General features: G+C 68.0%; 25 protein-coding genes. 18 read left to right on the forward strand and 7 right to left on the reverse strand.

Annotated features, from left to right (window positions below; translation table 11 throughout):
- Nucleotides 1-184 precede the first annotated feature (184 nt).
- Together IPV08_RS07410 and IPV08_RS07415 are read left to right on the forward strand one after the other, a co-directional pair.
- Entirely contained in the window at nt 185-1,303 is a 1,119-nt protein-coding gene (locus tag IPV08_RS07410) for an NADH:flavin oxidoreductase/NADH oxidase (RefSeq protein ID WP_207411374.1), read from the forward strand.
- 20 nt (nt 1,304-1,323) lie between these two features.
- Nucleotides 1,324-1,680: a hypothetical protein gene (locus tag IPV08_RS07415; protein WP_018043001.1), complete on the forward strand. Its 357-nt coding sequence runs from the start codon at nt 1,324-1,326 to the stop codon at nt 1,678-1,680.
- Between the two features lie 10 nt (nt 1,681-1,690).
- Here IPV08_RS07415 and IPV08_RS07420 read toward each other — a convergent pair whose 3' ends face one another.
- Nucleotides 1,691-2,419, reverse strand: a complete 729-nt coding sequence (locus IPV08_RS07420) for a phosphodiester glycosidase family protein (RefSeq protein ID WP_207411483.1) — start codon at nt 2,417-2,419, stop codon at nt 1,691-1,693.
- Between the two features lie 281 nt (nt 2,420-2,700).
- On the opposite strand from IPV08_RS07420, the gene IPV08_RS07425 reads away from it, so the two are divergent.
- Entirely contained in the window at nt 2,701-3,222 is a 522-nt protein-coding gene (locus IPV08_RS07425; protein ID WP_056433616.1) for a hypothetical protein, read from the forward strand.
- An 84-nt stretch (nt 3,223-3,306) separates the two neighbouring features.
- On the opposite strand, the gene IPV08_RS07430 is transcribed toward IPV08_RS07425, so the two are convergent.
- Nucleotides 3,307-3,711 (reverse strand): DUF4174 domain-containing protein, encoded by a 405-nt coding sequence (locus IPV08_RS07430; protein WP_056433613.1) that lies wholly within the window; start codon nt 3,709-3,711, stop codon nt 3,307-3,309.
- 177 nt (nt 3,712-3,888) lie between these two features.
- Between IPV08_RS07430 and IPV08_RS07435 the strand changes: the two genes are divergently transcribed.
- Together IPV08_RS07435 and ssb are read left to right on the forward strand one after the other, a co-directional pair.
- Nucleotides 3,889-4,905, forward strand: coding sequence for an NADP-dependent oxidoreductase (locus tag IPV08_RS07435; RefSeq protein WP_207411375.1), 1,017 nt, complete (start codon nt 3,889-3,891; stop codon nt 4,903-4,905).
- Between the two features lie 180 nt (nt 4,906-5,085).
- Nucleotides 5,086-5,652, forward strand: a complete 567-nt coding sequence (gene ssb / locus IPV08_RS07440) for a single-stranded DNA-binding protein (RefSeq protein WP_207411376.1) — start codon at nt 5,086-5,088, stop codon at nt 5,650-5,652.
- A 323-nt stretch (nt 5,653-5,975) separates the two neighbouring features.
- Here the strand turns inward: ssb and IPV08_RS07445 are convergent, their stop codons facing one another.
- Nucleotides 5,976-6,668: an HAD-IA family hydrolase gene (locus tag IPV08_RS07445; protein WP_207411377.1), complete on the reverse strand. Its 693-nt coding sequence runs from the start codon at nt 6,666-6,668 to the stop codon at nt 5,976-5,978.
- 127 nt (nt 6,669-6,795) lie between these two features.
- On the opposite strand from IPV08_RS07445, the gene IPV08_RS07450 reads away from it, so the two are divergent.
- The 7 genes from IPV08_RS07450 to IPV08_RS07480 all read left to right on the forward strand — a co-directional run bounded on the left by IPV08_RS07450 (nt 6,796) and on the right by IPV08_RS07480 (nt 14,019).
- The gene (locus IPV08_RS07450) at nt 6,796-7,170 is read left to right on the forward strand and encodes a YciI family protein (RefSeq protein ID WP_207411378.1); all 375 of its coding nucleotides are present in this window, start codon (nt 6,796-6,798) and stop codon (nt 7,168-7,170) included.
- 359 nt (nt 7,171-7,529) lie between these two features.
- Nucleotides 7,530-10,286 carry a DNA gyrase subunit A gene (gyrA, locus tag IPV08_RS07455; protein ID WP_056433600.1) on the forward strand — a complete coding sequence of 919 codons (2,757 nt, stop codon included), beginning with the start codon at nt 7,530-7,532 and terminating at the stop codon, nt 10,284-10,286.
- A 446-nt stretch (nt 10,287-10,732) separates the two neighbouring features.
- Nucleotides 10,733-11,233, forward strand: a complete 501-nt coding sequence (gene coaD, locus IPV08_RS07460) for a pantetheine-phosphate adenylyltransferase (protein ID WP_056433597.1) — start codon at nt 10,733-10,735, stop codon at nt 11,231-11,233.
- Nucleotides 11,234-11,277: 44 nt separating this feature from the next.
- Nucleotides 11,278-11,844, forward strand: coding sequence for a peptidylprolyl isomerase (locus IPV08_RS07465; protein ID WP_018043011.1), 567 nt, complete (start codon nt 11,278-11,280; stop codon nt 11,842-11,844).
- On the forward strand, nt 11,841-12,341 hold the full coding sequence (locus IPV08_RS07470; RefSeq protein ID WP_207411379.1) for a hypothetical protein: 501 nt from the start codon (nt 11,841-11,843) through the stop codon (nt 12,339-12,341). Before IPV08_RS07465 ends, IPV08_RS07470 begins: the two co-directional genes overlap by 4 nt.
- Before the next feature lie 4 nt (nt 12,342-12,345).
- A complete protein-coding gene (locus IPV08_RS07475) occupies nt 12,346-12,804 on the forward strand; it encodes a peptidylprolyl isomerase (protein ID WP_018043013.1) in 459 nt (152 codons plus the stop codon).
- A gap of 126 nt (nt 12,805-12,930) precedes the next feature.
- The gene (locus tag IPV08_RS07480; protein ID WP_207411380.1) at nt 12,931-14,019 is read left to right on the forward strand and encodes a GSU2403 family nucleotidyltransferase fold protein; all 1,089 of its coding nucleotides are present in this window, start codon (nt 12,931-12,933) and stop codon (nt 14,017-14,019) included.
- Between the two features lie 3 nt (nt 14,020-14,022).
- Here IPV08_RS07480 and mobA read toward each other — a convergent pair whose 3' ends face one another.
- The 3 genes from mobA to IPV08_RS07495 all read right to left on the reverse strand — a co-directional run bounded on the left by mobA (nt 14,023) and on the right by IPV08_RS07495 (nt 16,210).
- A complete protein-coding gene (gene mobA, locus IPV08_RS07485) occupies nt 14,023-14,637 on the reverse strand; it encodes a molybdenum cofactor guanylyltransferase MobA (protein ID WP_207411381.1) in 615 nt (204 codons plus the stop codon).
- Between the two features lie 6 nt (nt 14,638-14,643).
- Complete coding sequence (locus IPV08_RS07490) at nt 14,644-15,780, reverse strand: Mrp/NBP35 family ATP-binding protein (protein ID WP_207411382.1); 1,137 nt, start codon at nt 15,778-15,780, stop codon at nt 14,644-14,646.
- Nucleotides 15,781-15,904: 124 nt separating this feature from the next.
- Complete coding sequence (locus tag IPV08_RS07495) at nt 15,905-16,210, reverse strand: hypothetical protein (RefSeq protein WP_207411383.1); 306 nt, start codon at nt 16,208-16,210, stop codon at nt 15,905-15,907.
- Nucleotides 16,211-16,340: 130 nt separating this feature from the next.
- On the opposite strand from IPV08_RS07495, the gene IPV08_RS07500 reads away from it, so the two are divergent.
- Nucleotides 16,341-16,844, forward strand: coding sequence for a pyridoxamine 5'-phosphate oxidase family protein (locus IPV08_RS07500; RefSeq protein ID WP_056433585.1), 504 nt, complete (start codon nt 16,341-16,343; stop codon nt 16,842-16,844).
- 415 nt (nt 16,845-17,259) lie between these two features.
- Nucleotides 17,260-18,552, forward strand: coding sequence for a nicotinate phosphoribosyltransferase (pncB, locus tag IPV08_RS07505; protein WP_207411384.1), 1,293 nt, complete (start codon nt 17,260-17,262; stop codon nt 18,550-18,552).
- A gap of 66 nt (nt 18,553-18,618) precedes the next feature.
- Here pncB and IPV08_RS07510 read toward each other — a convergent pair whose 3' ends face one another.
- A complete protein-coding gene (locus tag IPV08_RS07510; RefSeq protein WP_207411385.1) occupies nt 18,619-20,232 on the reverse strand; it encodes a TROVE domain-containing protein in 1,614 nt (537 codons plus the stop codon).
- A 972-nt stretch (nt 20,233-21,204) separates the two neighbouring features.
- On the opposite strand from IPV08_RS07510, the gene IPV08_RS07515 reads away from it, so the two are divergent.
- From IPV08_RS07515 to hisN, 4 genes are all read left to right on the forward strand, one after another.
- Complete coding sequence (locus tag IPV08_RS07515; RefSeq protein WP_207411386.1) at nt 21,205-21,450, forward strand: helix-turn-helix domain-containing protein; 246 nt, start codon at nt 21,205-21,207, stop codon at nt 21,448-21,450.
- Nucleotides 21,447-22,214 carry a 5-oxoprolinase subunit PxpA gene (locus IPV08_RS07520; RefSeq protein WP_207411387.1) on the forward strand — a complete coding sequence of 256 codons (768 nt, stop codon included), beginning with the start codon at nt 21,447-21,449 and terminating at the stop codon, nt 22,212-22,214. The genes IPV08_RS07515 and IPV08_RS07520 overlap by 4 nt, the downstream gene beginning before the upstream one ends.
- A gap of 248 nt (nt 22,215-22,462) precedes the next feature.
- Nucleotides 22,463-24,385 (forward strand): AI-2E family transporter, encoded by a 1,923-nt coding sequence (locus IPV08_RS07525; RefSeq protein WP_207411484.1) that lies wholly within the window; start codon nt 22,463-22,465, stop codon nt 24,383-24,385.
- Between the two features lie 148 nt (nt 24,386-24,533).
- On the forward strand, nt 24,534-25,322 hold the full coding sequence (gene hisN / locus IPV08_RS07530; RefSeq protein ID WP_207411388.1) for a histidinol-phosphatase: 789 nt from the start codon (nt 24,534-24,536) through the stop codon (nt 25,320-25,322).
- The last annotated feature ends 19 nt before the right edge of the window (nt 25,323-25,341 follow it).

Consider the following 25,341-nt stretch of genomic DNA (forward strand, 5'->3'; position numbering starts at 1 on the left):
GTGTGGTGTCATATGCGATCGCCCTGCCTGGAAGGAGAGGGGACCCGAGCGGCCCGCGAGATGTGGGAGTATCGCAGACGGAGACGCTTTGGGCGTTCGGGAAACGCAGATGTGGCCCGTCCATCTCTGGCGCGGGGGAGACAGGTGCTCCATCTAGGCTGTCAGCCAAAACCGGATCCCGCACATGACCGCACGCCTGTTCGAGCCTCTGTCCCTCGATGGCCTGACGCTGCCCAACCGCATCATCGTCGCCCCCATGTGCCAGTATTCGGCCCATGCGGGCCAAGCGGGCGACTGGCACCTGATGCATCTGGGGCAGCTCGCCATGTCGGGCGCGGGCCTGCTGACCCTAGAGGCCACCGCGGTCTCACCGGAGGCGCGCATCTCGCCCACCGATCTCGGCCTCTACTCGGACGAGACCGAACTGGCGCTGGGCCGGGTGCTCGATGCGGTGCGGCTCCGTGCGCCGATCCCCATCGCGATCCAGATCAACCATGCCGGACGCAAGGCATCGAGCCGCGCCCCCTGGGACGGCGGCTCGCAGATCGAGCCGGAGATGCCGGACGGCTGGCGCACCGAGGCGCCCTCGGCTGTTCCCCATGGTGAGGGCGAGGTGCCGCCCCATGCCCTCGACGCGGAGGGGCTGAAGCGCATCCGCGACGGGTTCGTGGAGACGGCCAAGCGCGCGTTACGCATCGGGATCGACGGGTTCGAACTCCACGGCGCCCATGGCTACCTGCTGCACCAGTTCCTCTCGCCGCTCTCCAACAGCCGTACGGATGCCTATGGCGGCAGCCTCGCGAACCGGATGCGCTTTCCGCTGGAATGTTTCGAGGCGGTGCGTGAGGTCGTGCCGGCGGGCAAGCCGGTCTGGATGCGGGTCTCGGCCACTGATTGGGTCGAGGGCGGCTGGACGCTCGACGAGACCGTGGAACTGGCCCATGCGCTGAAGCGGCGCGGTTCGGCGGCGATCCACGTCTCCACCGGCGGCCTCTCCACGCGCCAGGAGATCCCGCTCTCGCCCGGCTATCAGGTTCCCTTCGCCGAGCGGGTGAAGGCCGAGACCGGGCTCACCACGATCGCGGTCGGCCTCATCACCGAGGCGGCCCATGCGGAATCGATCCTGGCCGAGGGCAAGGCCGATGCGGTCTCGCTCGCCCGCGCCATGCTGTACGATCCGCGCTGGCCGTGGCATGCGGCGGCCGAGCTCGGCGCCCAGGTGAGTGCGCCCAAGCAGTACTGGCGCTGCCAGCCGCGCCAGTTCAAGACCCTGTTCCGCGATACCCAGTTCGGGCAACGCTGACCCGATTTCAGGCAAAGACCATGGACGACGACATCACGACGATCACGGTGCAGCGCGTCCGCTACGACGAGGAGAACGGCATCAGCCTGATCTCCGGCGCGGATGACGAGGAGGAGCCGGCCGGCTACTTCATCATCCAGATCGAGAAGGGCGACCCGGACGGGCCGCTCATCGAAATTTTCGGCGAAGACCTCACCCAGTCCGACGGGGTGACGGCCTTGGAGATCGGCGTACGCCACCTGCTCTTCAGCTTCGAGCCGACGAGCCTCATCGGGGCGGAGATGCCGATGGTGCGGATCGAATCGATGACGGAGATCGCCGAACTCGCCAAGGCGCGGCTCAGGGTCGCCTTCGGCAAGCGGGCTCGGCTGGCCTGATCCGGCCGCCCTATTTCGCCACCGCCCCCACCAGCGGCCCCAGCGGCGGGCTGATGTCGGAGCGGTTGATGCCCGGCGCGTAGAGGCTGGACACGCTGCCGTCGAGGAAGAGGGCGTTGGCGCAGCCGAGCGTGTCCTTGAACAGCCGGGCGAAGGAACCGAAGGTCACGGGGCGCTCGGAAATGGCGAAGATCGCCGTGCGGCCGTCGTCGCGGACGCCGACGCCGTTGCGGATCTTCTGGCTCGGCCCGTCGGTGGAGATCTTCGGGTGGATCTTGCCGTCGATCACCAGCATCGGCCCCGATTGGGTGGCGAAATCCGGCTTGATCTTCTGGCGCAGGTAGCGGGCCGTGTCGGCGACGCCGGCGCGCTCGCCCTTCACGTAGAAGATGCCATTGGGCTTGAGGTGAAAGTTGCCCGGCCCGTTGGCGGTGGAGACGCCCTTCATCTCGCGGCCCTCCTCCACATAGAGGCCGACCGGCGCCTGACCCTTGTCGTACATGCCGCCATTCATGGCGAAGCTGAGCTTCGGCCCGATCTTCTCGCCCAGGGTCGACAGCGACGAATAGGGCAGGCCGTCGGTGCCGAGCCAGAACACCCGGACCCGCTCGCGGCGCAGATCCACCGTACAGATCGTGAAGGTCTCGCCCTCGGACTGCACCGCCTTGCACGGAGAGGCTGTGGCGGGCGCGGCCCGCGCAGGTAGGGGAGCGAGTCCGGCCACGTCCCCAAGAAGCATGGCCCCGGCAAAGGCTCGGGCAACAGCACGGGCAAGATTGGGTCGCGTTGACGTCATCGGTGAATCCCGGGGCGAACGAACCGTCCGCCGTCCCATGCGGACGGCGTGGCGCGGGGTGTCCTCGCCCGAAACCGGAGGCGTTTTCAAGGCGTGACGCTCGCCCGTCTCACCGAGCTGTGATCGGCGCGGCCGGTGCGGGACAAAATGCGCCATGAACCCTTTGCGGAGCCGGGGCGTTCTGCAACCACTGGGGACAAGAACCTGTCTTTGGAGACAAGACGATGAAACGCATTGTTCTGGCAGCGACCGCGATGGTCGGCGCTCTGGCGATGATCCCGGCGACGGCGGAAGCCCGCGGTTGGGGCGGCCATGGCGGCGGATTCGGCCATGGTGGCGGGTTTGGCCATGGCGGCTTCGGCCGCGGTGGGTTCGCCCATGGCGGCTTTGGCCGCGGGGGCTTCGGTCACGGCGGCTTCGGCGGCTATCGCGGCGGCTTCCGGAGCGCGGGCTTCGGCTATCGCGGCGGCTGGGGTGGGCATCGCGGCTACGGCTGGCGCGGCGGTTACGGCCGTGGCTACGGCTACGGCCTCGGCGGTCTCGGCCTCGGTGTGGGCCTCGGCCTCGCCGCTGGCGGACTCTATGGCGGCTACGGTGGCTATGGCGGATACCCGGCCTACGGGTATGGTTACGCCCCAGCCGCTTATGGCGGATACGGCGGTTACGGTGGCGAATGCTACACCGTCCCGCGCACCCGCTGGACTCCCTACGGACCTCGCCGGGTCCTGGTCGAGCGCTGCTACTGAGCCGGTCTCGTTCGAGAAGACTTCAATGGGAAAGGGACCGCCTTGGCGGTCCCTTTTTCGTTGCCCCCTCGGCCAACCCATACGCTATCGCCGGCCTCGCTCGTCCTTGCGCATCGGCATGGCATCGATAGTGGAAAACAGGCGGGGAGCCGGGATCGGGGCGGCTTCGACGAGCTTCGCATCGCCGTCCTTGCCCACCAGCACGACACGGAAGTCCCGCTCCCCGATCCCGAAGCGGTTGCGGATGCTTTTGGCCTCGGCGCCTGTCCCGATCGCCTCCACTACGACGAGGTCGCGCTCCGCGTAATCCGCCCGTCGCGCCCGCGCCTCGCGTCTCTGCGCCTCGATTCGCGGATCTTCACCGTCCGGAGCGACGATGACCAGAACGCGTGATGTCCAGCGATGGGCGGCGAGGGGATCTTCGGCGAGTGCCTGCGACGCAAGGCCGGACATGGCAGCGATACTGGCGAGGAGAAGCGGGCGGGCCATCCGGGTATACCGATCGGGGTGACGGGCATGTGCCCATGGGCGTCAACGCCGCTCGGCGCGGGCGGTGCCCCGGCCCTGCGACGGGAACACCCCGAGCCAGATCGGCCTTGTCGAAATGTCCCTCGATTCCCGCACGCCCGTTCAGCGGATTCGTCATCACAACCGGAGCGTCAGATCATGGTCGCCGTGAACCGCAGCATCGTCCTCGCCTCCCGTCCGCACGGAGAGCCGACCGCCGCGCATTTCCGGCTCGAAGAGAGCCGCACACCGACGCCGGGGGAGGGCGAGGTGCTGCTGTGCAACCGCCTCCTTTCCCTCGATCCCTACATGCGCGGACGGATGAGCGCGGCGAAATCTTATGCCGAGCCTGTCGCCATCGGCGCGCCCATGGTCGGGGCCACCGTGTCGGAGGTGGTGGCCTCGCGGCATCCGGATTTCCACGAGGGCGACGTAGTGACCGCCTTCGGGGGCTGGCAGGATTTCGCGGTCACCAAGGGACAGGGGCTGCGCAAGCTCGATCCCGAGGCGGCGCCGGTCAGCACGGCGCTCGGCGTCCTCGGGATGCCGGGCATGACCGCCTATACCGGCCTCCTCACCATCGGGCAGCCGAAGGCGGGCGAGACCGTCGTGGTCGCCGCCGCTGCCGGGCCGGTAGGCTCCCTCGTCGGCCAGATCGCCAAGCTGAAGGGCGCGCGCGCCGTCGGCATCGCGGGCGGTCCTGAGAAATGCGCCTACCTCACCGACGTGCTCGGCTTCGACGCGGCGGTCGACCACCGCACCGACGACCTGCCCGGCGCGCTTGCCGCCGCTTGTCCCGACGGGATCGACGTGTATTTCGAGAATGTCGGCGGCGCGGTGTTCGACGCCGTACTGCCGCTGCTCAACGACTTCGCCCGCATCCCGGTCTGCGGCCTCGTCTCGGGCTACAACCTCACCGAATTGCCTTCGGGGCCGGACCGCAGCCCCGTCATCATGCGCGCCATCCTGACCAAGCGCCTGACCCTGCGCGGCTTCATCGTGTGGGATTTCGCCGACCAGGAGGAGGAGTTCCTGAGTGAGGTCGGAACTTGGCTGAGAGAAGGGCGCATCCAGCATCGGGAAGACATCGTCGACGGACTGGAGGCGGCGCCGGAGGCCTTCATCGGGCTGCTGAAGGGCCGGAATTTCGGCAAGATGCTGGTGCGGATCGCGTGACTAGCAGGTGAGCGATCCTTGCGCGCCAAAACGAACAAAGATAGAACATCGACCTGTGATCGGTGGGGACAAATTCGCCCTCCCGATTGCGGGCCGCCTGTCCGAAGTTCATGAAGGGCGAACGGGACGGACGGCGTGTGAGGCCCTTCCGTCAGTGAGATCGATCGAGAGGAGAGCGGCATGGCCGGCAGCGTCAACAAGGTGATTTTGGTGGGCAATCTCGGGCGCGACCCCGAGACCCGGCGCCTCGCCTCCGGCGATCCCGTGGTCAACCTGCGCATCGCCACGTCCGAATCCTGGAAGGACAAGGCCTCGGGCGAGCGCAAGGAGAAGACCGAGTGGCACTCGGTGGTGATCTACAACGAGAACCTCGCCCGCGTGGCCGAGCAGTACCTGCGCAAGGGCTCGAAGGTCTATATCGAGGGCCAACTCCAGACCCGGAAATGGGCGGACCAGTCCGGCGTCGAGAAATACACCACCGAGGTGGTGCTCCAGCGCTTCCGCGGTGAACTCACGCTCCTCGACGGTCGCAGCGGCGGTGGAGAGATGGGCGCCGACGACGAGGGCGGCGGCCAGATCAGCCGCGGCGGCGATTACGGCGGCGGCCGTGGCGGGGATCGCGGGGGAGACCGGGGTGGCGATCGCGGCGGGGAATACGGCGGCGGCCGTTCCTCGGGCGGCGAGCGTCGGCCGGCGGCGGCTTCGTCGAAGCCCAATTACGACCTCGACGACGATATCCCGTTCTAGGGATCTGCCGTTCCCGTCATCGGCATCCGACGGACGGGAAGCTAGGCGTATCGGCCTCCACCCGGCCCGCTCACGGCGACGATAGTCACATATCTCGCGGGCAGAGCGGGTCCCCGCTCTTGGAAGGAGAGCGACAGGGTGAGGTGTGTGATCTTTCCGGAGATGGACCACACCTCACCCCAGCCCTCTCCTTCCAGGAGAGGGAGTGCTGTCGCGCCTCATATCGACCGGTCATGAACCGGGGAACAGACGTCGAGCAGCTCGATAAATTCAAAAGACGCTCACTGGAGCGGACGGACGGGCGCCCCGATAGCGAACAGGCATCAGGCGTCGGGTTGCGACGGCCCCAGCCGCGCCATCGCCGATGCGACCTCCAGCAGGGTTTCCCCGGTCAGATCCGGTGCCTCGAGGGCCGGTGAGTACGGCACGCCACGAGCGACATAGCCTGTCATGAGGCCGGCGATCCTGGCGCCGTGGAGGTCCCAGGGGTGGGTCGCGATCATTGCCATCTCGCCCGGGGCGAGGGCGGCGGCCCGCGCGGCGTGGCGGTAGACCTCGGCGCGCGGCTTCGACAGCTTCACCTCTTCGATGGAGAAAACCCGCTCGACGAGCCCCTCCATACCTGCCGCGGCGAGCAATCCCCTCGTGGTCGCGGCTGCGCCGTTGCTCAGTGCGAAGACCCGGACGCCGGCATCGGCCAGAACCGCGAATGCCGCCTTGGCGTCCTCGTGCGGCGGAAGGGCCTTCATCATGCCGAGCAAAGCCGTCTTGTCCTCCGGCGAGGCGGAGAGGCCATGCATGGCGAGCACCTCGTCGAGGCACCCCGACAGCACGGACTGGAACGGCGCAAAGGTGCCTGTCGCCGCCAGGGCGAACATGTCCCGCAGGCCGGCGGTGTAGAGGAAGTCCAGGGCGAGGGGCGGCAAGCCCATCGCCACCAGGGCAGGCCGCATCGGCTCCATGCTGAACACGGTGCCGATGATGTCGAAAGCGACGGCTTTCGGGCGAACGAGCATGACTTTGCCCCTGTCGATGGATGCGGCGGGATCGATGGCGTCGGGTAACCGGCCCAGCGGTCTGTGAGTTCACACGAACCGTGCCTTCGTGCTTCCATGGGCTCGATCGAGCAGGGGAGGCGAATCGATGCGCGTCATGGTTCTGGTCAAGGCGACCACAGACAGCGAGGCGGGGATCATGCCGTCCCTCGACCTGCTCACCGCCATGGGCGAGTTCAACATGGAACTCGCCAAGGCGGGCATCCTCCTCGCCGGCGAGGGCCTGCACCCCTCCGCCAAGGGCAAGCGTGTCGCCTTCGACGGTGCCTCCCGCACCGTCAGCGACGGCCCCTTCGCCGCGACCGGGGAACTGGTCGCCGGCTTCTGGCTCTGGCAGGTGAAGGACATGGAGGAAGCGCTGGACTGGGTGAAGCGCTGTCCCAACCCGATGCCCGGCCCGAGCGAGATCGAGATCCGGCCGCTCTACGAGATGTCCGATTTCACCGGCGCTGCGGCGGGGTGAGGGGCACGAGGCTCCGACCCCACCATTGCAGGCCGCCTCGCGATACTCCCACATGGGCCCCGGATCGGGTTCCACCGCGCCTCCACCCATTCGGGGAAGAGGCCGGGAAACAACCGGTGCTCATGCGCTGAAATCGGCGTCGCAAGCGCTTGCGACGCATGGGGTTTGTCGATGTCGTCGCGACATGTCCGGCGGTGGCGCAGCGGCACCGGATGGCGTATGAAGGACGTCCGAGCCAGGACGTGACGCGGCCGGCCTTTTCGAGGCCACGCGGAACGCCCCGCCCCCACTTTCCGTAGCGCCCGTCGCTCCACGCGGATCCGGCCCGCCGGGACCGTCACAGGCAGAGATCGAAGACCTTGGCAGAGAAAGACGATACCGGCGCCGGCGCGACGCCGCCCGCCTCGGACATCAAGCCCGTTTCCATCACCGACGAGATGCGCCGCTCCTATCTCGATTACGCGATGAGCGTGATCGTGAGCCGGGCGCTGCCCGATGCGCGGGACGGCCTGAAGCCGGTGCACCGGCGCATCCTCTACTCGGCCTATGAGAGCGGGCACCTGCCCGAGCGGAAATACGTCAAGTCGGCCCGCATCGTCGGCGACGTGATCGGTCTCTACCATCCGCATGGCGACCAATCGATCTACGACGCCTTGGTCCGCATGGCCCAGGACTTCTCGATGCGGCTCATGCTCATCGACGGGCAGGGCAATTTCGGCTCCGTGGACGGCGATCCGCCGGCGGCCATGCGCTACACCGAGTCGCGTCTGGCCAAGCCCGCCAACGCGCTTCTCGCCGATATCGACAAGAACACCGTCGACTTCCAGCCGAACTACGACGAGTCGCGCGAGGAGCCGAAGGTTCTGCCGGCGCGCTTCCCCAACCTCCTCGTCAACGGAGCGGGCGGCATCGCGGTGGGCATGGCCACCAACATCCCGCCGCATAATCTCGGCGAGCTCATCGACGCCTGTATCGCCCTCATCGACGAGCCGGGCCTGACGATCGAGCAGCTGACCGAATACGTCCCCGGCCCCGACTTCCCCACCGGCGGCTCGATCCTCGGCCGCGCCGGCGTGCGGCAGGCCTACGCCACGGGCCGCGGCTCGGTCATCATGCGGGCGAAGTCCCATGTGGAAGAGCTTCGCAAGGAGCGCGAGGCGCTGATCTTCACCGAGATCCCGTATCAGGTGAACAAGGCGACTCTCATGGAGAAGATCGCCGAGCTGGTGAAGGAGAAGCGCGTCGAGGGCATCTCCGACCTGCGCGACGAATCCGACCGCGACGGCATGCGCATCGTCATCGAGATCAAGCGCGATTCGATGGCCGACGTGGTGCTGAACCAGCTCTACCGCTTCACGCCGCTGCAATCCTCGTTCGGCTGCAACATGGTGGCGCTGAATGGCGGCCGCCCCGAACTGATGAACCTGAAGGACCTGCTCACGGCCTTCGTCGACTTCCGCGAGGAGGTCGTCTCCCGTAGGACCAAGTTCCTGCTCGGCAAAGCCCGCGAGCGCGCCCACGTGTTGTGCGGCCTCGCCATCGCGGTGGCCAATATCGACGAGGTCATCCGCCTCATCCGCACCTCGCCCGATCCGAACACCGCCCGCGAGGCGCTGATGGGCCGCCATTGGCCGGCCCTCGACATCGCGCCGCTCATCGCCCTGGTGGACGACCCGCGCCACCGCGTGGACGAGAACGGCAATTACCGTCTCTCGGAGATCCAGGCCCGCGCCATCCTCGACCTGCGCCTGCAGCGCCTCACGGCCCTCGGCCGCGACGAGATCGGCGACGAGCTCCAGAAGCTCGCCGACGAGATCGCCGACTACCTCGACATCCTGCGCTCGCGCCTGCGCATCATGACCATCGTCAAGGACGAGCTGCGCGAAGTCCGCGAAGCCTACGCGACACCGCGCAAGACCATGATCCTCGACTGGGATTCGAACGTCGAGGACGAGGACCTGATCCAGCGCGAGGACATGGTCGTCACCGTGTCCCATGCCGGCTACGTCAAGCGCGTGCCGCTCTCGACCTACCGGGCCCAGCGCAGGGGCGGCAAGGGCCGCTCCGGCATGTCCACCCGCGACGAGGATTTCGTCACCCGCCTGTTCGTGGCCAGCACCCATACGCCGGTCCTGTTCTTCTCGAACCAGGGGCAGGTCTACAAGGAGAAGGTCTGGCGCCTGCCGATGGCCGCCCCCAACGCGCGCGGCAAGGCGCTGGTCAACATCCTCGCCATGGATGCGGGCACGGAGCGCATCACCACGATCATGCCGCTGCCCGAGGACGAGGCCTCCTGGGAGACGCTCGACGTCATGTTCGCCACCGCCAGCGGCGGCGTGAGGCGCAACAAGCTCTCGGACTTCGTGCAGGTGAACCGCGCCGGCAAGATCGCCATGAAGCTCGACGAGGGCGACCACATCGTCCACGTGGAGATCTGCCGCGCCGACCAGAACGTCCTGCTCACCACGCAGGCCGGCCAATGCATCCGCTTCCCCGTGGAGGATGTCCGCGTGTTCAAGGGCCGCGATTCCACCGGTGTGCGCGGCATCAGCCTGGCGCAGGACGACCGCGTCATCTCGATGACGATCCTCAACAGCTTCGATGCGACGCCCGAGGAGCGGGGCGCCTTCCTGAAGATGCAGCGGGCCGTGATCGGCGACACCGAGGGCGGCGATGCCGATTCCGAGGACATCGCCACCGATGCGCCGCTTCTCTCCCAGGAGCGCTACGCCGAAATGGGCGCGGCCCAGCAATTCGTGCTCACCCTCTCCGAGCGCGGCTTCGGCAAGCGCAGCTCGTCCTTCGAGTATCGAATCTCGGGTCGCGGCGGCAAAGGCATCACCGCCATGCGGGTCAACCCGCGCAACGGCAACCTCGTCGCCTCCTTCCCGGTCCAGCCCTCGGACCAGATCATGCTGGTGACCAATGCCGGACAACTCATCCGTGTGCCGGTGGACGATATCCGCATCGTCGGCCGCGCCTCGCAGGGTGTCACGGTGTTCAACACCGAGAAGACCGAGCGCGTGGTCTCCGTCGAGCATATCGAAGGTGAAGGCGAAGGTGAGGACGATGCCGGAGAGGTGACGGCAATCGATCCCGCAGGCGACGCCACCTGAAGACGGCCCTGTTCAGGCCGGTCTGGAATCGTTCGAGACCAGTCTGAACATTGTCGCGGGGAATGCCGGTCGAGTCGCAAGACTTGGCCGGCATTCTCGTTTCGGTCACTGATCTTCGGTGTTGCAGCCAAGTCATATCCGGCGCCGCGATGCACCGATAAGTTCGGCCTCAGAGAGATATCGCTCCACGATCCGCGCCGGACCGAACGAGACGTTCGGCGCAGCGTGGAGTTGCGAAAAGGCTCTGACGTTCCGGCACTTCGCTTGGCGAATCCATAAGCCGGACGTCGTCGACCAGACTTCGAAGACCGAAACTTCGGGCGGGCGCTCCATCGGGGCATCCGCCCTTTTTCGTGCGCCGGTCCATTACGGGGAGGATTCGCTATCGGGCCGGGATGGTCGCGGGCGGTTCCGTTTCGAGGCGAAATGCTCTACGCCCACCGGTGATGATCCGCACCGCGCTCTACGCTGGCTCTTTCGATCCGGTCACGAACGGACACCTCGACGTCATCCGTCAGGCATGCCGGCTCGTGCAGCACCTGGTGATCGCCATCGGCGTGCATCCGGGCAAGGCCCCCATGTTCTCGCCCGAGGAACGGGCGGATCTGCTGCGAGCGACCTGCGCCCCCCTGGCGGAGGCCGAAGGCGCCAGCCTCGACATCGTGACTTTCGACGATCTGGCGGTGTCGGCCGCACGGCGCTCGGGCGCCAGCATCTTCATCCGCGGCCTGCGCGACGGCACGGATCTCGACTACGAGATGCAGCTCGCCGGCATGAACGGCGCCATGGCGCCGGAGGTGCAGACCGTGTTCCTGCCCGCCTCCACCGGCGTCCGGCCGATCACCGCCACCCTGGTGCGCCAGATCGCGGCCATGGGCGGCGATGTCTCGCCCTTCGTTCCTCCCCTCGTGGCGGAACGGCTCGCCGCGCGCTTCACGCAAGCCTGATCCCTTCCATCCACCTCTTTCAACGGACCGGAGACCGCCCCCTCATGACTCATCGGACCCTCCATCGGCGGACCGCCTTCCTGTCCCTGGCCCTCGCCGCCATGATCGGGTTCGCGCCCGTGGCACGGGCCGCCGACGACAACACGGTCTATCTCGACACCAAGGACGGCCGTGTCACCATCGAGCTGCGCCCCGATCTCGCGCCGCAGCACGTGGCCCAGCTGAAGACCCTCATCAAGAAGGGCTTCTATGACGGGCTCAAGTTCCATCGCGTCATGGACGGGTTCATGGCTCAGACCGGCGACCCGAAGGGCAATGGCACGGGCGGTTCGTCCCTGCCGAACATCCCGGCCGAATTCTCGCAATCGCCGTTCCGGCGCGGCACGCTCGGCATGGCCCGCTCGTCGGATCCGAACTCGGCGAACTCGCAGTTCTTCATCTGCCTCGGCGATGCGCCGTTCCTGAACGGCCAGTACACCGTGATCGGGCTGGTCTCCTCGGGCATGGAGGTCGTCGACAAGATCAAGAAGGCCGCCGCGGGCGCTCCGGGCGGCGCGGTCCAGAACCCCGACAAGATCGTGAAGATGCAGATGGCCCAAGGCGCGAAATGACCGGAGGCGCGACAGTGAGGCGCCCGACGCGCCTCGCCGTCGTCGCGTCGGCGGTCGCCATCCCGTTCGCGGCGGCTATTGCAGGAGCCGCCCTGGCAGCGTCCGGCCTGCCCCTGGCGCTGCCCGAGACATTGCGGTCCACCGTGCAGGTGCCGGAGGGTGGCATCGCCGCGAATCCGGCCGACACGCTGAAGGATCTGTATCCGAGGCTCGCGGCCTGCTGGGAGATACCGCAGGGCCTCGCCGGCTTCCCGCGTACCGAGATCACCGCCCGTTTCGCGCTCCGCCGCGACGGGTCCGTCATCGGCGAGCCTCGCATCACCTTCTCGATGCAGAATGCCGATCAGCGCGGCAGGGACATCCTGACCCGCTCGACCCTCGACGCGATCCGGCGCTGCACGCCGGTCGCGATCACGCCGGCGCTCGGCGCCGCCATCGCGGGGCGCCCGATCGCCCTGCGGTTCATCTACCAAGGTCCCCAGGGACAAGGAGTCTGACCCCATGGCCGATACCGAAACCCTCATCCTCGAAACCACCAAGGGCCGCGTCGTCATCGGGCTGCGCCCGGATCTCGCCCCCAACCATGTCGAGCGTCTCAAGACGCTGGCGGGACAGGGATTCTACGACGGCGTGCCGTTCCACCGCGTCATCGACGGGTTCATGGCCCAGACCGGCGACCCGACGGGCACCGGCTCGGGCGGTTCCGACCTGCCGGACCTCAAGGCCGAGTTCAACGACGAGCCGCATGTGCGCGGCACCTGCTCCATGGCCCGCACCAACTTCCCGCATTCGGCCAATTCGCAGTTCTTCCTCTGCTTCGGCGATGCCCGCTTCCTCGACAAGCAATACACCGTCTGGGGCAAGGTGACCGAAGGCATGGACGTGGTGGACAGCCTCAACAAGGGCGAGCCGCCCCGCTCGCCGGACAAGATCGTCAAGGCCACGGTCGGCACCGCCTGAACTGACCGGCCTGTCGATGAAAAGGGCGTCCGCGCGTGACCCGCGCGGACGCCCTTTCTCGTTTGTGGGGCTCAGCTCCGCGCGTTACATGAAAACGGCGATTTTCCTGTAACGCGGGTACGAGCCATGCCGTCCATCGATGCCGCCGCGCAGACGGTCTTCGCCGATCTCAATCAGCGCTGCGCCGATGCGGAGTTCGACCGCGACTTTCCCGAGAACGGCAAGTTCATCAGGCGCACCATCAAGGCGCGCGAATACTGGTACTATCAGGGCTACGATGCCGCCACCGGCACGAAGTCCAACCGCTATGTCGGCACGGTGGCGGATTCCGAGACCACGCGCCGGGTCGAGGCCCATGACCGCCAGCGGGTCGATTACCGCACCCGTATCGACGCGGTTCGGATGTTGCGAAGCGCCGGGTTTCCGACAGCGGACGCCCTGACGGGCCGGGTCGTCGAACGTCTGGCGCAGGCAGGCTTCTTTCGCCTGCGTGGGGTCCTGGTCGGCACGGTGGCGTTCCAGACCTATCCGGGCCTCGTCGGGGAGCGCCCGATGAGAGCGCTCAGGACCGGCGACATCGATCTCGCACAGGATTACGGCATCTCGGTCGCGATCGGAGAGAGCATGCCTCCCGTTCACGAGGAACTTCAGGCCGTAGATGCGAGCTTCCGTCCGGTGCCGAACCTGTCGCGGCCGGACCGCACGAGCGCTTTCGCGAACGCCAATGGGTTTCGGGTGGAGTTTCTCGTGTCGAACCGTGGCTCGGACGATCTGACCGGCGCGCTCGTCCCGATGCCGGCCCTCGACGGTGTCAGCGCCCAGCCGCTTCGCTGTCTCGATTTCCTCATCAGAGACCCTGTTCGCTCGACGCTGCTCCATGCCGGCGGGATCTCCGTCACGGTGCCTGCTCCAGAGCGCTACGCCGTTCACAAACTCATCGTGGCGAACGAGCGGACCGAGCGTGAGAAACAGGCGAAGGACCTAACTCAGGCAGGCTTCCTGATCGCGGCCCTGGCCAGGAACCAGCCCGTTGCTCTGGCAGCCTCCTGGGTCGAGGCGTGGAGCCGAGGTCCCTCCTGGCGCCGTCACCTAGAAACAGGCGTCGCACGCCTCGACGAGACCGGGCGCATCGCCATCACGCAAGCCGTCTGCGCGCATGGCGGAATGCTGGGCTACGAGCCGACGCAGGTCGGGTTTCCCGCATCTCCTGCGTAGCGATCACCGATCGGCCTGACGAAGCAGCGTTTCCGCCAGCGCCAGATCCTCCGGCGTGTTGATGTTCAGGAATGGGTCGAGCGGTTCCGCCGGCCAGTCCACCGCCACGGCCCCGTGGTGGCGGAGGAACGCGCCGACGCGCCGCTCGCCGCGCTCCACGAGGGAAGCACGCAGATCCTCACGCAGGGACACGGCCCAGAGGGCCACGGTGAAATGCTCCCGCTCGGCCGAGGAGGCCATGGCGATGGGGGAGCCGGACAGGCCGGTATGGAGCCGCTCCACCAAATCGAGGGGCAGGAACGGCGCGTCGCCCGTGACGCTGGCCACATGCGTCGCGGACGGGTGATGCGAAGCGGCGTGGTCGAGGGCGGCGAGGATTCCCGCGAGCGGCCCCGGATGGCCTGGCACCCCGTCCGGCACGACCGGGCCGGGGAATTCCGCGAACCGGGCCGGGTCGCCATTGGCGTTGAGGACGATGCCGAGACCGCATTGCGGCGCGAACCGCTCCACCACCCGGTCGACGAGGGTGCGGCCCGCCAGGAGTCTCAGCGGCTTGTCGCCGCCGCCCATCCGGCGGGACAGGCCGCCGGCCAGGATCACGCCGAGCACGGGCTCCACGCCGGGCTACTCGATGACGATGCGCGGCGCGGCGCGAGGGGCGGGCCCGCCGGTGAGGTTGGCCCAGAGCTGCGCGGCGATACCGCGATAGACCTTCGCATGCGGCCCGTCCGGGTCCACCGCCACCACGGGACGGCCGGAATCGGAGGTCTCACGGATGGTCATGTCGAGGGGGACCTCGCCGAGGAACGGCACGTCGAGCCGCGCGGCCTCGTCGCGGGCGCCGCCATGGCCGAAGATGTGCGAGGCATGGCCGCAATTCGGGCAGATGAAGGTCGCCATGTTCTCGATGACGCCGAGGATCGGCACCGAGACCTTGCGGAACATCGTCACCCCGCGCCGCGCGTCGATCAGCGCGAGATCCTGCGGCGTCGAGACGATGACGGCCCCGGAGAGCGGCGTCGCCTGGGCCATGGTGAGCTGGGCGTCGCCGGTACCGGGCGGCATGTCGACCACGAGGATGTCGAGCTCGCCCCAGGCGACCTCGCGCAGCATCTGGGTGATGGCCGACTGCACCATCGGGCCGCGCCAGATCATCGCCGTCTCGGGCTCGATCAGGAAGCCGATGGACATCACCTTGATGCCGTAGCCGTCCATCGGCGCGAGCAGACGCTCCTCGATCACTTTCGGCTTGCCGGACAGGCCGAACAGCTTGGGCACCGAGGGGCCGTAGATATCGGCATCGAGCAGCCCGACCTTCAGCCCCTGCGCTGAAAGAGCGAGGGCGAGGTTGCAGGCGGTGGTGGACTTACCGACGCCGCCCTTGCCGGAGGCGACCGCCACGATGTGGCGCACGCCCGGCAGCGCAGGGCCGGTGCGGGGAGGGGCGGGTCGTCCCGGCTGAGGCGGTTGCGGTGCCGCGGCCTGGGTCGGCGGTGCGGGCTGGTTCGGGCCGCGCTCCGAGGTCAGGCTCGCGAAGACGCCGGAGACGCCCGCCATGGCCAGGACGGTGCCCTCGGCCTTGCGCCGCACCGGCTCGAAACGCTCCGCCTCGCTCGGGTCGATCAGGATCGAGAACATGACCCGGTTGGTGGGGTCGACCACGACCTGGGACAGGCGGCCCGATGCGGGCAGCGTGGTCCCGCCGGCATCGACGGTGACGGCGGACAGCGCCTTGAGCACGTCGTCGCGAGTGATGGCCAAGATGTTTCTCCAGGCAAGACTAATGGGCGGGCGGCCCGAACGTTACCTTGCATGTAACCGACGGCAATCAGAACGCCAGACCCGTTGCGGTCTCACCCCGCCGATATGCACGGAGCGGGCGGCTTCAGCGGCGGCGCTCGGGCGGGATGGCGATGAGGTTGCACCGCTCCATCGGGCCCCTGACCACCGACCCGTCGCCGCGCCGATACATCCCGTTGCGGAGATGGCGGCATCCGGCCGGGCCGGGGAGCCGCTTCACCCGCTGGATATGGACGCTGCCGTAGCGCCGGTTCGAGAAATCGTGGCCGCCGATCCGCACGCCGGGACCGAAGCGGACTTGCGCCGCGACGGGCGCGGTGAGGAGGGGAAGGGAGCAGGCCGCACCCAGGAGCAGGTTGAGGATTCCCCGGATCGGGACGGGCAAAGACATTCTTCCTCTTCTCCGAACGGTGCTGAACCAAGCGAGCCCTGGCCCGTTGTGAGTGCAGCCTTCAGGGCCGGCCCGCGACCGGGACAGCCGTGCCCTGAGACGGACGACAGATCTTCAGGAGACCCGTTTCATGCATCAAGGCAACCACCGCGACCACGAGGGCGCGAAGAAGCTGTTCGAACTCGTCAAGGACATCAAGGTCGCGATGATGACCACGGCGGATCAGGACGGGAAGCTCTACAGCCGCCCGATGTGGAGCCAGGATACCGACGAGAACGGCGACATCTGGTTCTTCACCAAGCTGCACTCGCCGAAGACCGCTGAGATCAGCAAGGACAACCAGGTCAACCTCGCCTATTCCGACCCGTCGAGCCAGACCTACGTCTCCATCGCCGGCAAGGCCGAGATCGTCACCGATCAGGCCCTCGTCGACGAGAAGTGGAGCGAGAGCATGAAGACCTGGTTCCCCAACGGCAAGGACGACCCGGAAGTCGCGCTCATCCGCATTCACCCGGAGAAGGGCGAGTATTGGGACAGCCCCAACGCCACGGCCCTGCACATCTATGGCTACGTAAAGGCCGCCCTCACCGGCGAATCGCCCAAGACCGAGACCAAGAAGGTCGATCTCGCCTGATTTTTTGATGGGACGGACAGTGGGGCGGTCATCCGAAACGGGTGGCCGCCCTTCTGCGTTTTCCACCGTACGCCTCCCTCTGCCGCGAGACCGCACGCGGGACCCTCCTCCCCAGCGGATCTCGGGCCTGCCCGAGATCCGTCGAGCTTGTAGGGAGGAGTTGGAGGTGGGGGTGGTTGGGCGACCCTCAGCTTACGGAGGCTGGCGGAGCCACCCCCACTCCTGACCCTTCCCACAAGGGGGAGAGAGACCCGCGATTCACCTCACCCGTCTACGAATAAACGCGAGAGGCCGAACCGTTCAGTCGACGTCAGCCCCCGCCATTCACGGCCTGTACGATTGACTCGCGCCCGAGGCCCGTGCGCTCTTCGCCGGCGAGCGGGCGCCCGGGTCCCGCGCTGGATCCCTCCCGACCATGCTCGATCTCGCGACGCGGGTTTACAACCACAATTTCAAGATCGACCCGATCATCCGGTCGCTGCTCGATACCGATTTCTACAAGCTCCTGATGGCGCAGACGATCTTTCGCCGCCATCGCGACGCCGACGTGACCTTCGGCATCCAGAACCGCAGCCGCTCGGTCCGCATCGCCGATTTCGTCGATGTGGGGGAATTGCGCGAGCAGCTCGATCACGCCCGCACCGTTCGCCTGAGCCGGGGGGAATCCACTTGGCTGCGCGGCAACACCTTCTACGGCAACCGCCAGATGTTCTCGGCCGATTACATGGATTGGCTCGAAGGCTTCCGCCTGCCGGAATACGAACTCGAGGCGCGCGACGGACAATACGTTCTCACCTTCCACGGTCCCTGGATCGAGACCACGATGTGGGAGGTGCCGGCGCTCGCCATCCTCAACGAGCTACGCTCGCGCGGGGTTCTGCGCGGGCTCGGCAAGTTCGAGCTGCAGATCCTCTACGCGCGGGCGATGACGAGGGTCTGGGAGAAGATCGAGCGGCTGAAGCGCCTGCCGGGCCTCTCCATCGCCGATTTCGGCACCCGACGCCGCCACGGATTCCTGTGGCAGGATTGGTGCGTCGAGGCGATGCGCGAGGGCCTGGGCGAGGCCTTCCTCGGCACGTCGAACTGTCTCATCGCCATGCGCCGCGAGGTCGAGGCGGTGGGCACCAACGCCCATGAACTGCCGATGGTCTACTCGGCCCTCGCCGAGGACGACGAGGCCCTGGCCCAGGCGCCCTACGACGTGCTGCGCGACTGGCAGCAGGATTACGCCGGCAACCTTCTGGTGATGTTGCCGGACACCTACGGCACCACCGGTTTCCTGGCCCATGCGCCCGAATGGATGACGGCCTGGACCGGGATCCGCATCGATTCGAAGGACCCGATCGAGGGCGGCGAGGAAGCCATCGCCTGGTGGGCGTCGCGCGGCTGCGATCCGGCCTCCAAGCTCGCGATCTTTTCGGATGGGCTGGATATCGAGACGATCGAGGCGATCCACGCGCATTTCCACGGGCGGATGCGCATCGGCTACGGCTGGGGCACCCTGCTCACCAACGATTTCCGCGGGCTGGTGCCCGATCACGGGCTCGATCCGATCTCCATCGTCTGCAAGGTCATCGCCGCCAACGGCCGGCCGACCGTGAAGATCTCCGACAACCCGTCCAAGGCCATCGGCCCCGCCGACGAGGTCGCCCGCTACAAGCGCGTCTTCGGCATCGGCGAGATGGCGGAGATGCCGGTCATCGTGTGAGGTTTGCCGAGAGCGGCCCTCATCCAGGCATGCGGGAGACGGGCGGCGTGCCGTCCGTCTCCCCTGTCAGGCGCGGAGGAAGTCCGCGATCAGTGCCGGCGCGGCGGCGTCGAAGCCGACCACGTCGAGCATGCCGGCATCCTCCGGGTCGGCGATGCTGAAGCCGTTGGAGACGAGCCCCACGACCACGAGCTTGGCGTCGATCCCGGTCTTCCGCCGGTACGCGCGCAGGGCCTCCACCGGGTGGACCGGACCCGCCCACGTCTCCGAGTCGGTGTAGACCACGAAGGCGTCGGCCTGGACGTTCCGCTCGACGGTCCAGCGCATGGGCAGCGAGCAATCCGTCCCACCGAAGGGCAGGTCGGCCGTGGCCGCCACCGCCGCGTCGAGCCGCAACGACGGCCCGATCGGCAGCGCGGTCAGCGCCGTGCCCTCGTTCCGGCGCCGGCCGGCACCGGCCGTGAAGCCGACGACCTGCCAGTGCTCCTCGGTCGCCGCGGTGACGAGCGCCATCGCGGCGGCCGCCTCACGCGGGGTGAGCGAAGACCCGGCCACGCCTCCCATCGCCATGGACCCTGACACATCGAGGGCCAGGACGAGACGCTTGCCGGTGGGCGTCACCGACGCGAACGCCGTGTAGAACGCGGCGTTCAGCGCCTCGACGATGGCGGCCACCGGCTCCCAGGAGAGCCGGCCGCGCTCACCCCGCCCCGACGCGTAGGTCTTGAGCGCCATGAGCAGCGCCATCGGATGGAGGCGCGCATCGAGGATGCGCGTCCGGTCCGACAGCACCGCCCGGACATGCTCGGTCCCCTCCGAGAAGGGGGCGAGCACGCCCAAGGCCGTGAGCCGCCCGAGCTGACGCACGAGGGCTCCCACCGGCATGCGCTCGATCAGCGCCTCGTTCACCGCCCGGCTCGTCATCAGCTCGGTCGGCAGCGCCTCCCACGGCAGGCCGTGCGTGCGGATCATCGCCGCGGCCGAAGCCCCGTTGACGCCCGGCGCCTGCACCGAGGCGAAGGCGTGAACGAGCGCCGGCGCGGCCTCGGCCAGGGTGCCGCGGCAGATCCAGTCGAACAGGGCGGCGCGATCCGGCTCGCCCGTCTCCGGATGAGCCAGCCGCAGCAGATCGCGGTGCGACCAGCCGTTGCGCGAACGATACTTCACCGCCTGGTAGGCAAGGGCCTCCACGGGGCGGGCGACGTACCAATCGGCCACCGCGCGGCGCAGGCCGCGGCCCCAGCCGCGCATCGCCTCGACGGCGGACGCGAACTGGAACAGGTGCGTACCCGTGCGGCAGACGCGAGGAAGGGCGGCCAGGGCGGCCCGGCGGGTGGCGAGGGCATGCTCGCCCTCCGCCGAGGCGGCGAGCGCCAGGGCGAAGATCGCCGGATCCTGCTTCGGAGCCCGTCCGGCCTGGCTCACCGCCACGATGGCGGCGACCACGCGCGGGCCGTCTTCCGCGAGGCACCGCAGCACGGCCCGGGCATTGTCGCGCGTCAAAGCCACGGGGCCGGCATAGTACGAGCCGCCCTCGGAGCCGAGCACCAGGAAACGGTCGAGCCGCGTCCAGTCGCTCACCGGGAAGGCGTGTCCGCCGGCCGAGTTCGGCACGGTACGGGGAATGGGCTCCGACTGCGGATTGCGCCGGAGCGAGAACAGCTTGGCATAGGACATCATCGCTCGCTCCTTCCTCCACGGGGCCTCGTGCCCGGTGGTTCGTAGGGGCCGCGCGGGCATGGGTCGGTGGCAGGAGGGTTCTTTGCTCTACCGTCTGAGCTACGGGCATCGCTGCCCGGCGGGAGTCGAACCCGCGACACAAGACGTCGATAATCCTGCCGCGTCGGCCCGCGCGGCCGATGGGGGTGATCCGCTCGCCGATCCGGGTCGGCCATGCGGGCATGTGTTCGAGGGACGGCGTTATGAGCTTCGGGACCGCGACGGCCCCGGCGGAATTCGAATCCGCAACCTCCGCGAGGCGAGCCCCGCGGCGCTCTACCGATAACCGTCCCCTGTCGGCCCGCACGGACCGCTCGGGTTCCGGCGCGGACGCTCGGACGCGAGCCAGGAGGCCCGCACCGCGCGAAGGCGACGGAAACGTCGACGATGGGGGATTGTCGGTGAACCCGGCCTATGGCCGCGCGGACATGGTCGAGGCGAACGGATCGGCCGCGAGGCCGTCGGGGGGTCGAACCCCAGGGCTCGAAAGCCCTTCATCCCAAAGATAACCGTTCGTCAGCGGCCCGCGCGGAGCGCCGGATCAAAGACGGGTCGGTCGCCGGCTTTCGCCCCCGAGACAGGCGAACGCGGCGACGCTTAGGTCGACTTTCTTCATGCGTTGCTCCGTCCGTGGCAGGGACCGAATGGCGAGGGACGCGGACATGTCGAATGGGGCTCGGGCGGTTTCACATGAGAGGTGATAACCGAGCCCCCGCCGGCCCGCGCCGGTGAGGCAATCTGGTCTGCCGGTCATGAACGATCGAGGACGACTGGGCCTCGAGGCCCCCACGGCTCGCGACCGCGGACGTCGGAAATGGTGCGATAACCCTCGATCACCGGCCCGGCAGGCCGATGGCGGGGTGATTAGAGTCGCGCTCCGGTCCAGTCAAGCCGAAACTTGAAAAATCTTACAGTTCGGTCCATCTCCTGAGCATGATCACATCCGCTCAGATCCGCGCCGGGCGCGGGCTGCTGAAATGGACGCAAGGGACGCTCGCGGCGCGGGCCTCCCTCTCCATCGTCACTCTCAACATGATCGAGAGCGACCAGGTCGCCCCGCGCAACCGGACGCTCGACGCCATCCGCAACGCCCTCGAAGGGGAGGGCGTCCGTTTCATCGGCGACGAGGACGAAGGGTTCGGGGTGATGTTGCGGGCGCGGCCGGCACGGGCCGCATGAGCCGCCGCATCGATCTCAATGCCGATCTCGGCGAGGGCTACGGCCCCTACACGCTCGGCGACGACGCGGCGCTCCTCGATCTCGTCACCTCGGCCAACGTCGCCTGCGGCTTCCATGGCGGCGATCCCGCGATCATGGTCGCCACCGCTTCGGCGGCCAAGGCGCGCGGCGTGTCCATCGGCGCCCATCCGGGATTTCAGGATCTGCGCGGTTTCGGTCGTCGTGTCATCGCCGAAAGCGCGGGGGAGATCGAGGCCGGGGTGGCCTACCAGATCGGCGCGCTCCAGGCCTGTGCGGCCCTCGGCCATCATCGCGTCACCCATGTGAAGGCGCACGGAGCCCTCGCCAACCTGTCGAACGCCGATGCGGATGTGGCGAAGGCTCTGGCGCGGGCGGTCCTCGCCGTCGACCGGACTCTGCCTCTGGTGGTGATGCCGGGCCTCGCGGTCGAGCGCGCGGCTCTCGATGCCGGTCTCGCCGTGGTGCGGGAGATCTATGCCGACCGGGCCTATGCCGACGATGGGCAACTCTGCGCGCGCTCACTTGCCGGGGCCGTGATCCACGATGCGGCCGAGGCGGCGGCGCGGGTCCGCCGCATGGTGGAGGAGGGGGCGGTGATCACCCTGTCCGGCCGGCGGATCGCGGTGTCCATCGACACGATCTGCGTCCATGGCGACACGCCACGAGCGGTCGAGACGGCGCGCGCGGTCCGGCTCGCCCTCGGAGAAGCGGGCTTCGCACTGGCCGCGTTCAACGCCGCCTGATTCCAGAATGAATGCAAAGCTTGCAGGAAGCAGGGATCGTTTCCCGTCGATACTCCGTTCCTCATGGCGATTACGCTGGCGAAATTGCCGCGACATCGTGTGCGTAGCGTTGAGACGGAACCGACATGGCGACACCCACCCCGGCTGAAGCCGCATCGCCGCAGGCGCCGAAGGCGGGGTCCGCGGGTACCAAGAGTTCCGCGACTGGCAAAACCGGCATCTCCCGTGCGACGCCTTTGCGGGATCCGATGCTGCCGCCCCGGGCGACGCGCATCGCAGCGGCCGAATCGCTCCCGCCCTCGCTGGTTTCGCCCCTCATCGTCACCGCGCTGATCGTCTCCGGCCTCTATATCGGTCGCGACGTCCTCATTCCCATCGCCATCGCGGTCCTGCTCTCCTTCGTGCTGGGCCCCATCGTCTACCTGCTGCGGCGCCTGCGCTTCGGGCGATTCCTGTCGGTGGCGACCTCGGTCGTCATGGCTCTCGGGGTGGCGGCGGCTTTGGCCACCCTCATCGGCGTCCAGCTGGCGGATCTGGCCAAGGATGTGCCCCGCTACCGCGCGACCATAGAGCAGAAGGTCGAGGGCCTGCGTGACAGCCCGGCCGGGCGGATGGCCGATTACGTCGCCAATATCGGCCGGACCATGCATCAGGGCGGGGAGGAGAGCACGAAGCCCGAGACTCCGAAGCCCGAGGCTGGGAAGCCCAACGCTCCGCCGCCCGAGAAACCGGTCCTCGTCGAAATGAAGGAGCGGGCGCCGGACCCGCTGGCGCTGGCCAACACCATTCTGTCGCCGATCCTGCATCCGCTGGCCACAATCGGCATCGTCTTCATCGTGCTGCTGTTCCTGCTGATGCAGCGCGAAGACCTGCGCGACCGCATGATCCGCCTCGTCGGGTCGAGCGATCTCCACCGGACCACCGTGGCGATGGACGATGCCGCGCGGCGTCTCAGCCGCTACTTCCTGGTGCAGCTCGCGCTCAACGCCGCCTTCGGCGTGGTGATTGGGATCTGTCTCTATATCATCGGCGTGCCCAACCCGGCCTTATGGGGCATCTTCTCGGCGCTGATGCGGTTCGTGCCCTATATCGGCGCGGCCCTGGCGGCCCTGTTCCCCCTGGCGCTGGCGGCGGCGGTCGATCCCGGCTGGTCGATGGTCATCGCCACCCTGGCGGTGTTCCTCATCCTCGAACCGCTGACGGGTCATGTCATCGAGCCGATGCTCTATGGCCAGTCCACCGGCATGTCGCCCTTCGCCGTGCTGGTCTCGGCGCTGTTCTGGACATGGCTGTGGGGGCCGGTCGGCCTGCTGCTGTCGACGCCGCTCACCGTCTGCCTCGTCGTTCTCGGCCGCCATGTGGACAAGCTCGAATTCCTCGACGTGCTGTTCGGCGACCGGCCTGCCCTGACCCCGGTGGAGAACTTCTACCAGCGCATCCTCGCCGACGACCCGGAAGAGGCCGAGGAGCATGCCGAGCTGATCCTCAAGGAGTGCTCACTCTCCTCCTATTACGACGACGTGGTGCTGAAAGGCCTCGAGCTCGCTGCCCGCGACGCGGCCCGCGGTGTGCTCACGCCGGAGCAGAAGAACGATATCCGCGACACGGTCGCGGTTCTCATCGCCGGGCTCGACCGACGGGAGACCGAGGTGCCCGACGACGACTTTGCCATTCCCGACGACATCCCCGAGGCCTGGAAGCAGGACGGTGCGGTCCTATGCGTGACGGGGCGCAGCTTCGTCGACGAATCGGCCTGCTCGATCCTGGCCCAACTCCTGAGCAAGCGCGGCATCGGCACGCGAATCGTGCCCTTCTCCGATGTGGCGCGAGCCCAGATCGACAGTTTCGACCCCGGCCCGGCCCGGATGATCTGCATCGTGTCGCTCGCCATCAGCGGGGAGCCGACGCATCTGCGCCGCCTCGTCGGGCGGCTGAAGCGGCGCATGCCGGACCTGCCCATCGTCGTCGGCCTGTGGCAGGCGGATCACGAGATCCTCAACGACGAAGGTCAGCGCGCGGCGATCGGCGGCGACGTGCACGTCTCGTCCCTCGATTCCACATTGCAGGCCGTCCTCGCCCAGGCCGGCACGATTGTGGGAGCCGACAAGGCGGGCTCGTCCGCGCCCGAGCCACCGCCATCGGCCCCCGTCACGGCCGCCCTGGCGACCTGACGGAAGAGGCGCTCTGTTGCGGTCGAAAGGCCGGGCGATGGCGGTCGAACCACCGGGGTCATGGCGGTCGTTCGGGGCGTGTCGGGCTTGACGCGGCCGGCCCATCGTCGCTTCCGTGGCGGACACGGTTCGGACAGGAGGCCCGTCGATGAGCGTCGTCGATCTCGCACGGTTCATGGAAGATCTCGCCACCGAGTCGGGTCAGGCCATCCTGCCCTTCTTCCGCGCCTCGTTCGGCATGGACGACAAGGGCAGGGGCACCGGCGCCTTCGATCCGGTCACCGAAGCCGATCGGGCGGCGGAGACCATCCTGCGCGGCCGGATCAGGAGCACCTTCCCCACCCACGGCATCGTCGGCGAGGAGTTCGGCTCCGACCATGCGGATGCCGAATGCGTCTGGGTCCTCGACCCGATCGACGGCACCCGCGCCTTCATCACGGGGCTCCCCACCTGGGGAACGCTGATCGGCCTGCTCCATGACGGCGTGCCGGTGCGCGGGCTGATGAACCAGCCCTATCTTGGCGAGCGCTTCGTGGGCGATGGAGCCAGTGCCACGTTTCATGGCATTCGCGGTCCGCGCAAGCTCATGACCCGCCGCTGCGAGCGCCTCGCCGATGCGCTGCTCGCCACCACGGACCCGCGCCTGTTCGCGCCGGGCGACGAGCAGGATCGCTTCCGAAGCATCGAGGGCGCGGTGCGGATGTCGCGCTACGGCACCGATTGCTACGCCTATTGCATGCTCGCGGCGGGGCAGATCGACCTCGTGGTGGAGGCCGGCCTAAAGCCGCACGACATCGTCGCGCTGATCCCGATCATCGAGGGTGCCGGCGGCGTCATCACCGCCTGGGATGGCAGTTCGGCCGCGAAGGGCGGCCGCATCGTCGCCGCCGGCGATGTCCGGCTGCACGCCGCGGCCCTGCGACACCTCAACCCGTGAGGTCCTGAACCGCGGGGGT

The sequence above is a fragment of the Methylobacterium sp. SD274 genome (assembly GCF_017355285.1).
Classification (GTDB): domain Bacteria; phylum Pseudomonadota; class Alphaproteobacteria; order Rhizobiales; family Beijerinckiaceae; genus Methylobacterium.

Excerpts from the sequence above, each read along its gene's own strand:
- ssb (WP_207411376.1), top strand. The coding sequence starts at position 5,086 with ATGGCCGGCAGCGTCAACAAGGTGATTTTGGTGGGCAATCTCGGGCGC.
- pncB (WP_207411384.1), top strand. The coding sequence starts at position 17,260 with ATGCTCGATCTCGCGACGCGGGTTTACAACCACAATTTCAAGATCGAC.
- IPV08_RS07495 (WP_207411383.1), bottom strand. The coding sequence starts at position 16,210 with ATGTCTTTGCCCGTCCCGATCCGGGGAATCCTCAACCTGCTCCTGGGT.
- IPV08_RS07515 (WP_207411386.1), top strand. The coding sequence starts at position 21,205 with ATGATCACATCCGCTCAGATCCGCGCCGGGCGCGGGCTGCTGAAATGG.
- IPV08_RS07475 (WP_018043013.1), top strand. The coding sequence starts at position 12,346 with ATGGCCGATACCGAAACCCTCATCCTCGAAACCACCAAGGGCCGCGTC.
- hisN (WP_207411388.1), top strand. The coding sequence starts at position 24,534 with ATGAGCGTCGTCGATCTCGCACGGTTCATGGAAGATCTCGCCACCGAG.
- IPV08_RS07430 (WP_056433613.1), bottom strand. The coding sequence starts at position 3,711 with ATGGCCCGCCCGCTTCTCCTCGCCAGTATCGCTGCCATGTCCGGCCTT.
- IPV08_RS07410 (WP_207411374.1), top strand. The coding sequence starts at position 185 with ATGACCGCACGCCTGTTCGAGCCTCTGTCCCTCGATGGCCTGACGCTG.
- IPV08_RS07415 (WP_018043001.1), top strand. The coding sequence starts at position 1,324 with ATGGACGACGACATCACGACGATCACGGTGCAGCGCGTCCGCTACGAC.
- IPV08_RS07510 (WP_207411385.1), bottom strand. The coding sequence starts at position 20,232 with ATGATGTCCTATGCCAAGCTGTTCTCGCTCCGGCGCAATCCGCAGTCG.
- IPV08_RS07445 (WP_207411377.1), bottom strand. The coding sequence starts at position 6,668 with ATGCTCGTTCGCCCGAAAGCCGTCGCTTTCGACATCATCGGCACCGTG.
- IPV08_RS07420 (WP_207411483.1), bottom strand. The coding sequence starts at position 2,419 with ATGCTTCTTGGGGACGTGGCCGGACTCGCTCCCCTACCTGCGCGGGCC.
- IPV08_RS07480 (WP_207411380.1), top strand. The coding sequence starts at position 12,931 with ATGCCGTCCATCGATGCCGCCGCGCAGACGGTCTTCGCCGATCTCAAT.
- coaD (WP_056433597.1), top strand. The coding sequence starts at position 10,733 with ATGATCCGCACCGCGCTCTACGCTGGCTCTTTCGATCCGGTCACGAAC.
- IPV08_RS07520 (WP_207411387.1), top strand. The coding sequence starts at position 21,447 with ATGAGCCGCCGCATCGATCTCAATGCCGATCTCGGCGAGGGCTACGGC.
- IPV08_RS07435 (WP_207411375.1), top strand. The coding sequence starts at position 3,889 with ATGGTCGCCGTGAACCGCAGCATCGTCCTCGCCTCCCGTCCGCACGGA.
- IPV08_RS07525 (WP_207411484.1), top strand. The coding sequence starts at position 22,463 with ATGCTGCCGCCCCGGGCGACGCGCATCGCAGCGGCCGAATCGCTCCCG.
- IPV08_RS07450 (WP_207411378.1), top strand. The coding sequence starts at position 6,796 with ATGCGCGTCATGGTTCTGGTCAAGGCGACCACAGACAGCGAGGCGGGG.
- IPV08_RS07470 (WP_207411379.1), top strand. The coding sequence starts at position 11,841 with ATGACCGGAGGCGCGACAGTGAGGCGCCCGACGCGCCTCGCCGTCGTC.
- IPV08_RS07425 (WP_056433616.1), top strand. The coding sequence starts at position 2,701 with ATGAAACGCATTGTTCTGGCAGCGACCGCGATGGTCGGCGCTCTGGCG.
- IPV08_RS07465 (WP_018043011.1), top strand. The coding sequence starts at position 11,278 with ATGACTCATCGGACCCTCCATCGGCGGACCGCCTTCCTGTCCCTGGCC.
- IPV08_RS07500 (WP_056433585.1), top strand. The coding sequence starts at position 16,341 with ATGCATCAAGGCAACCACCGCGACCACGAGGGCGCGAAGAAGCTGTTC.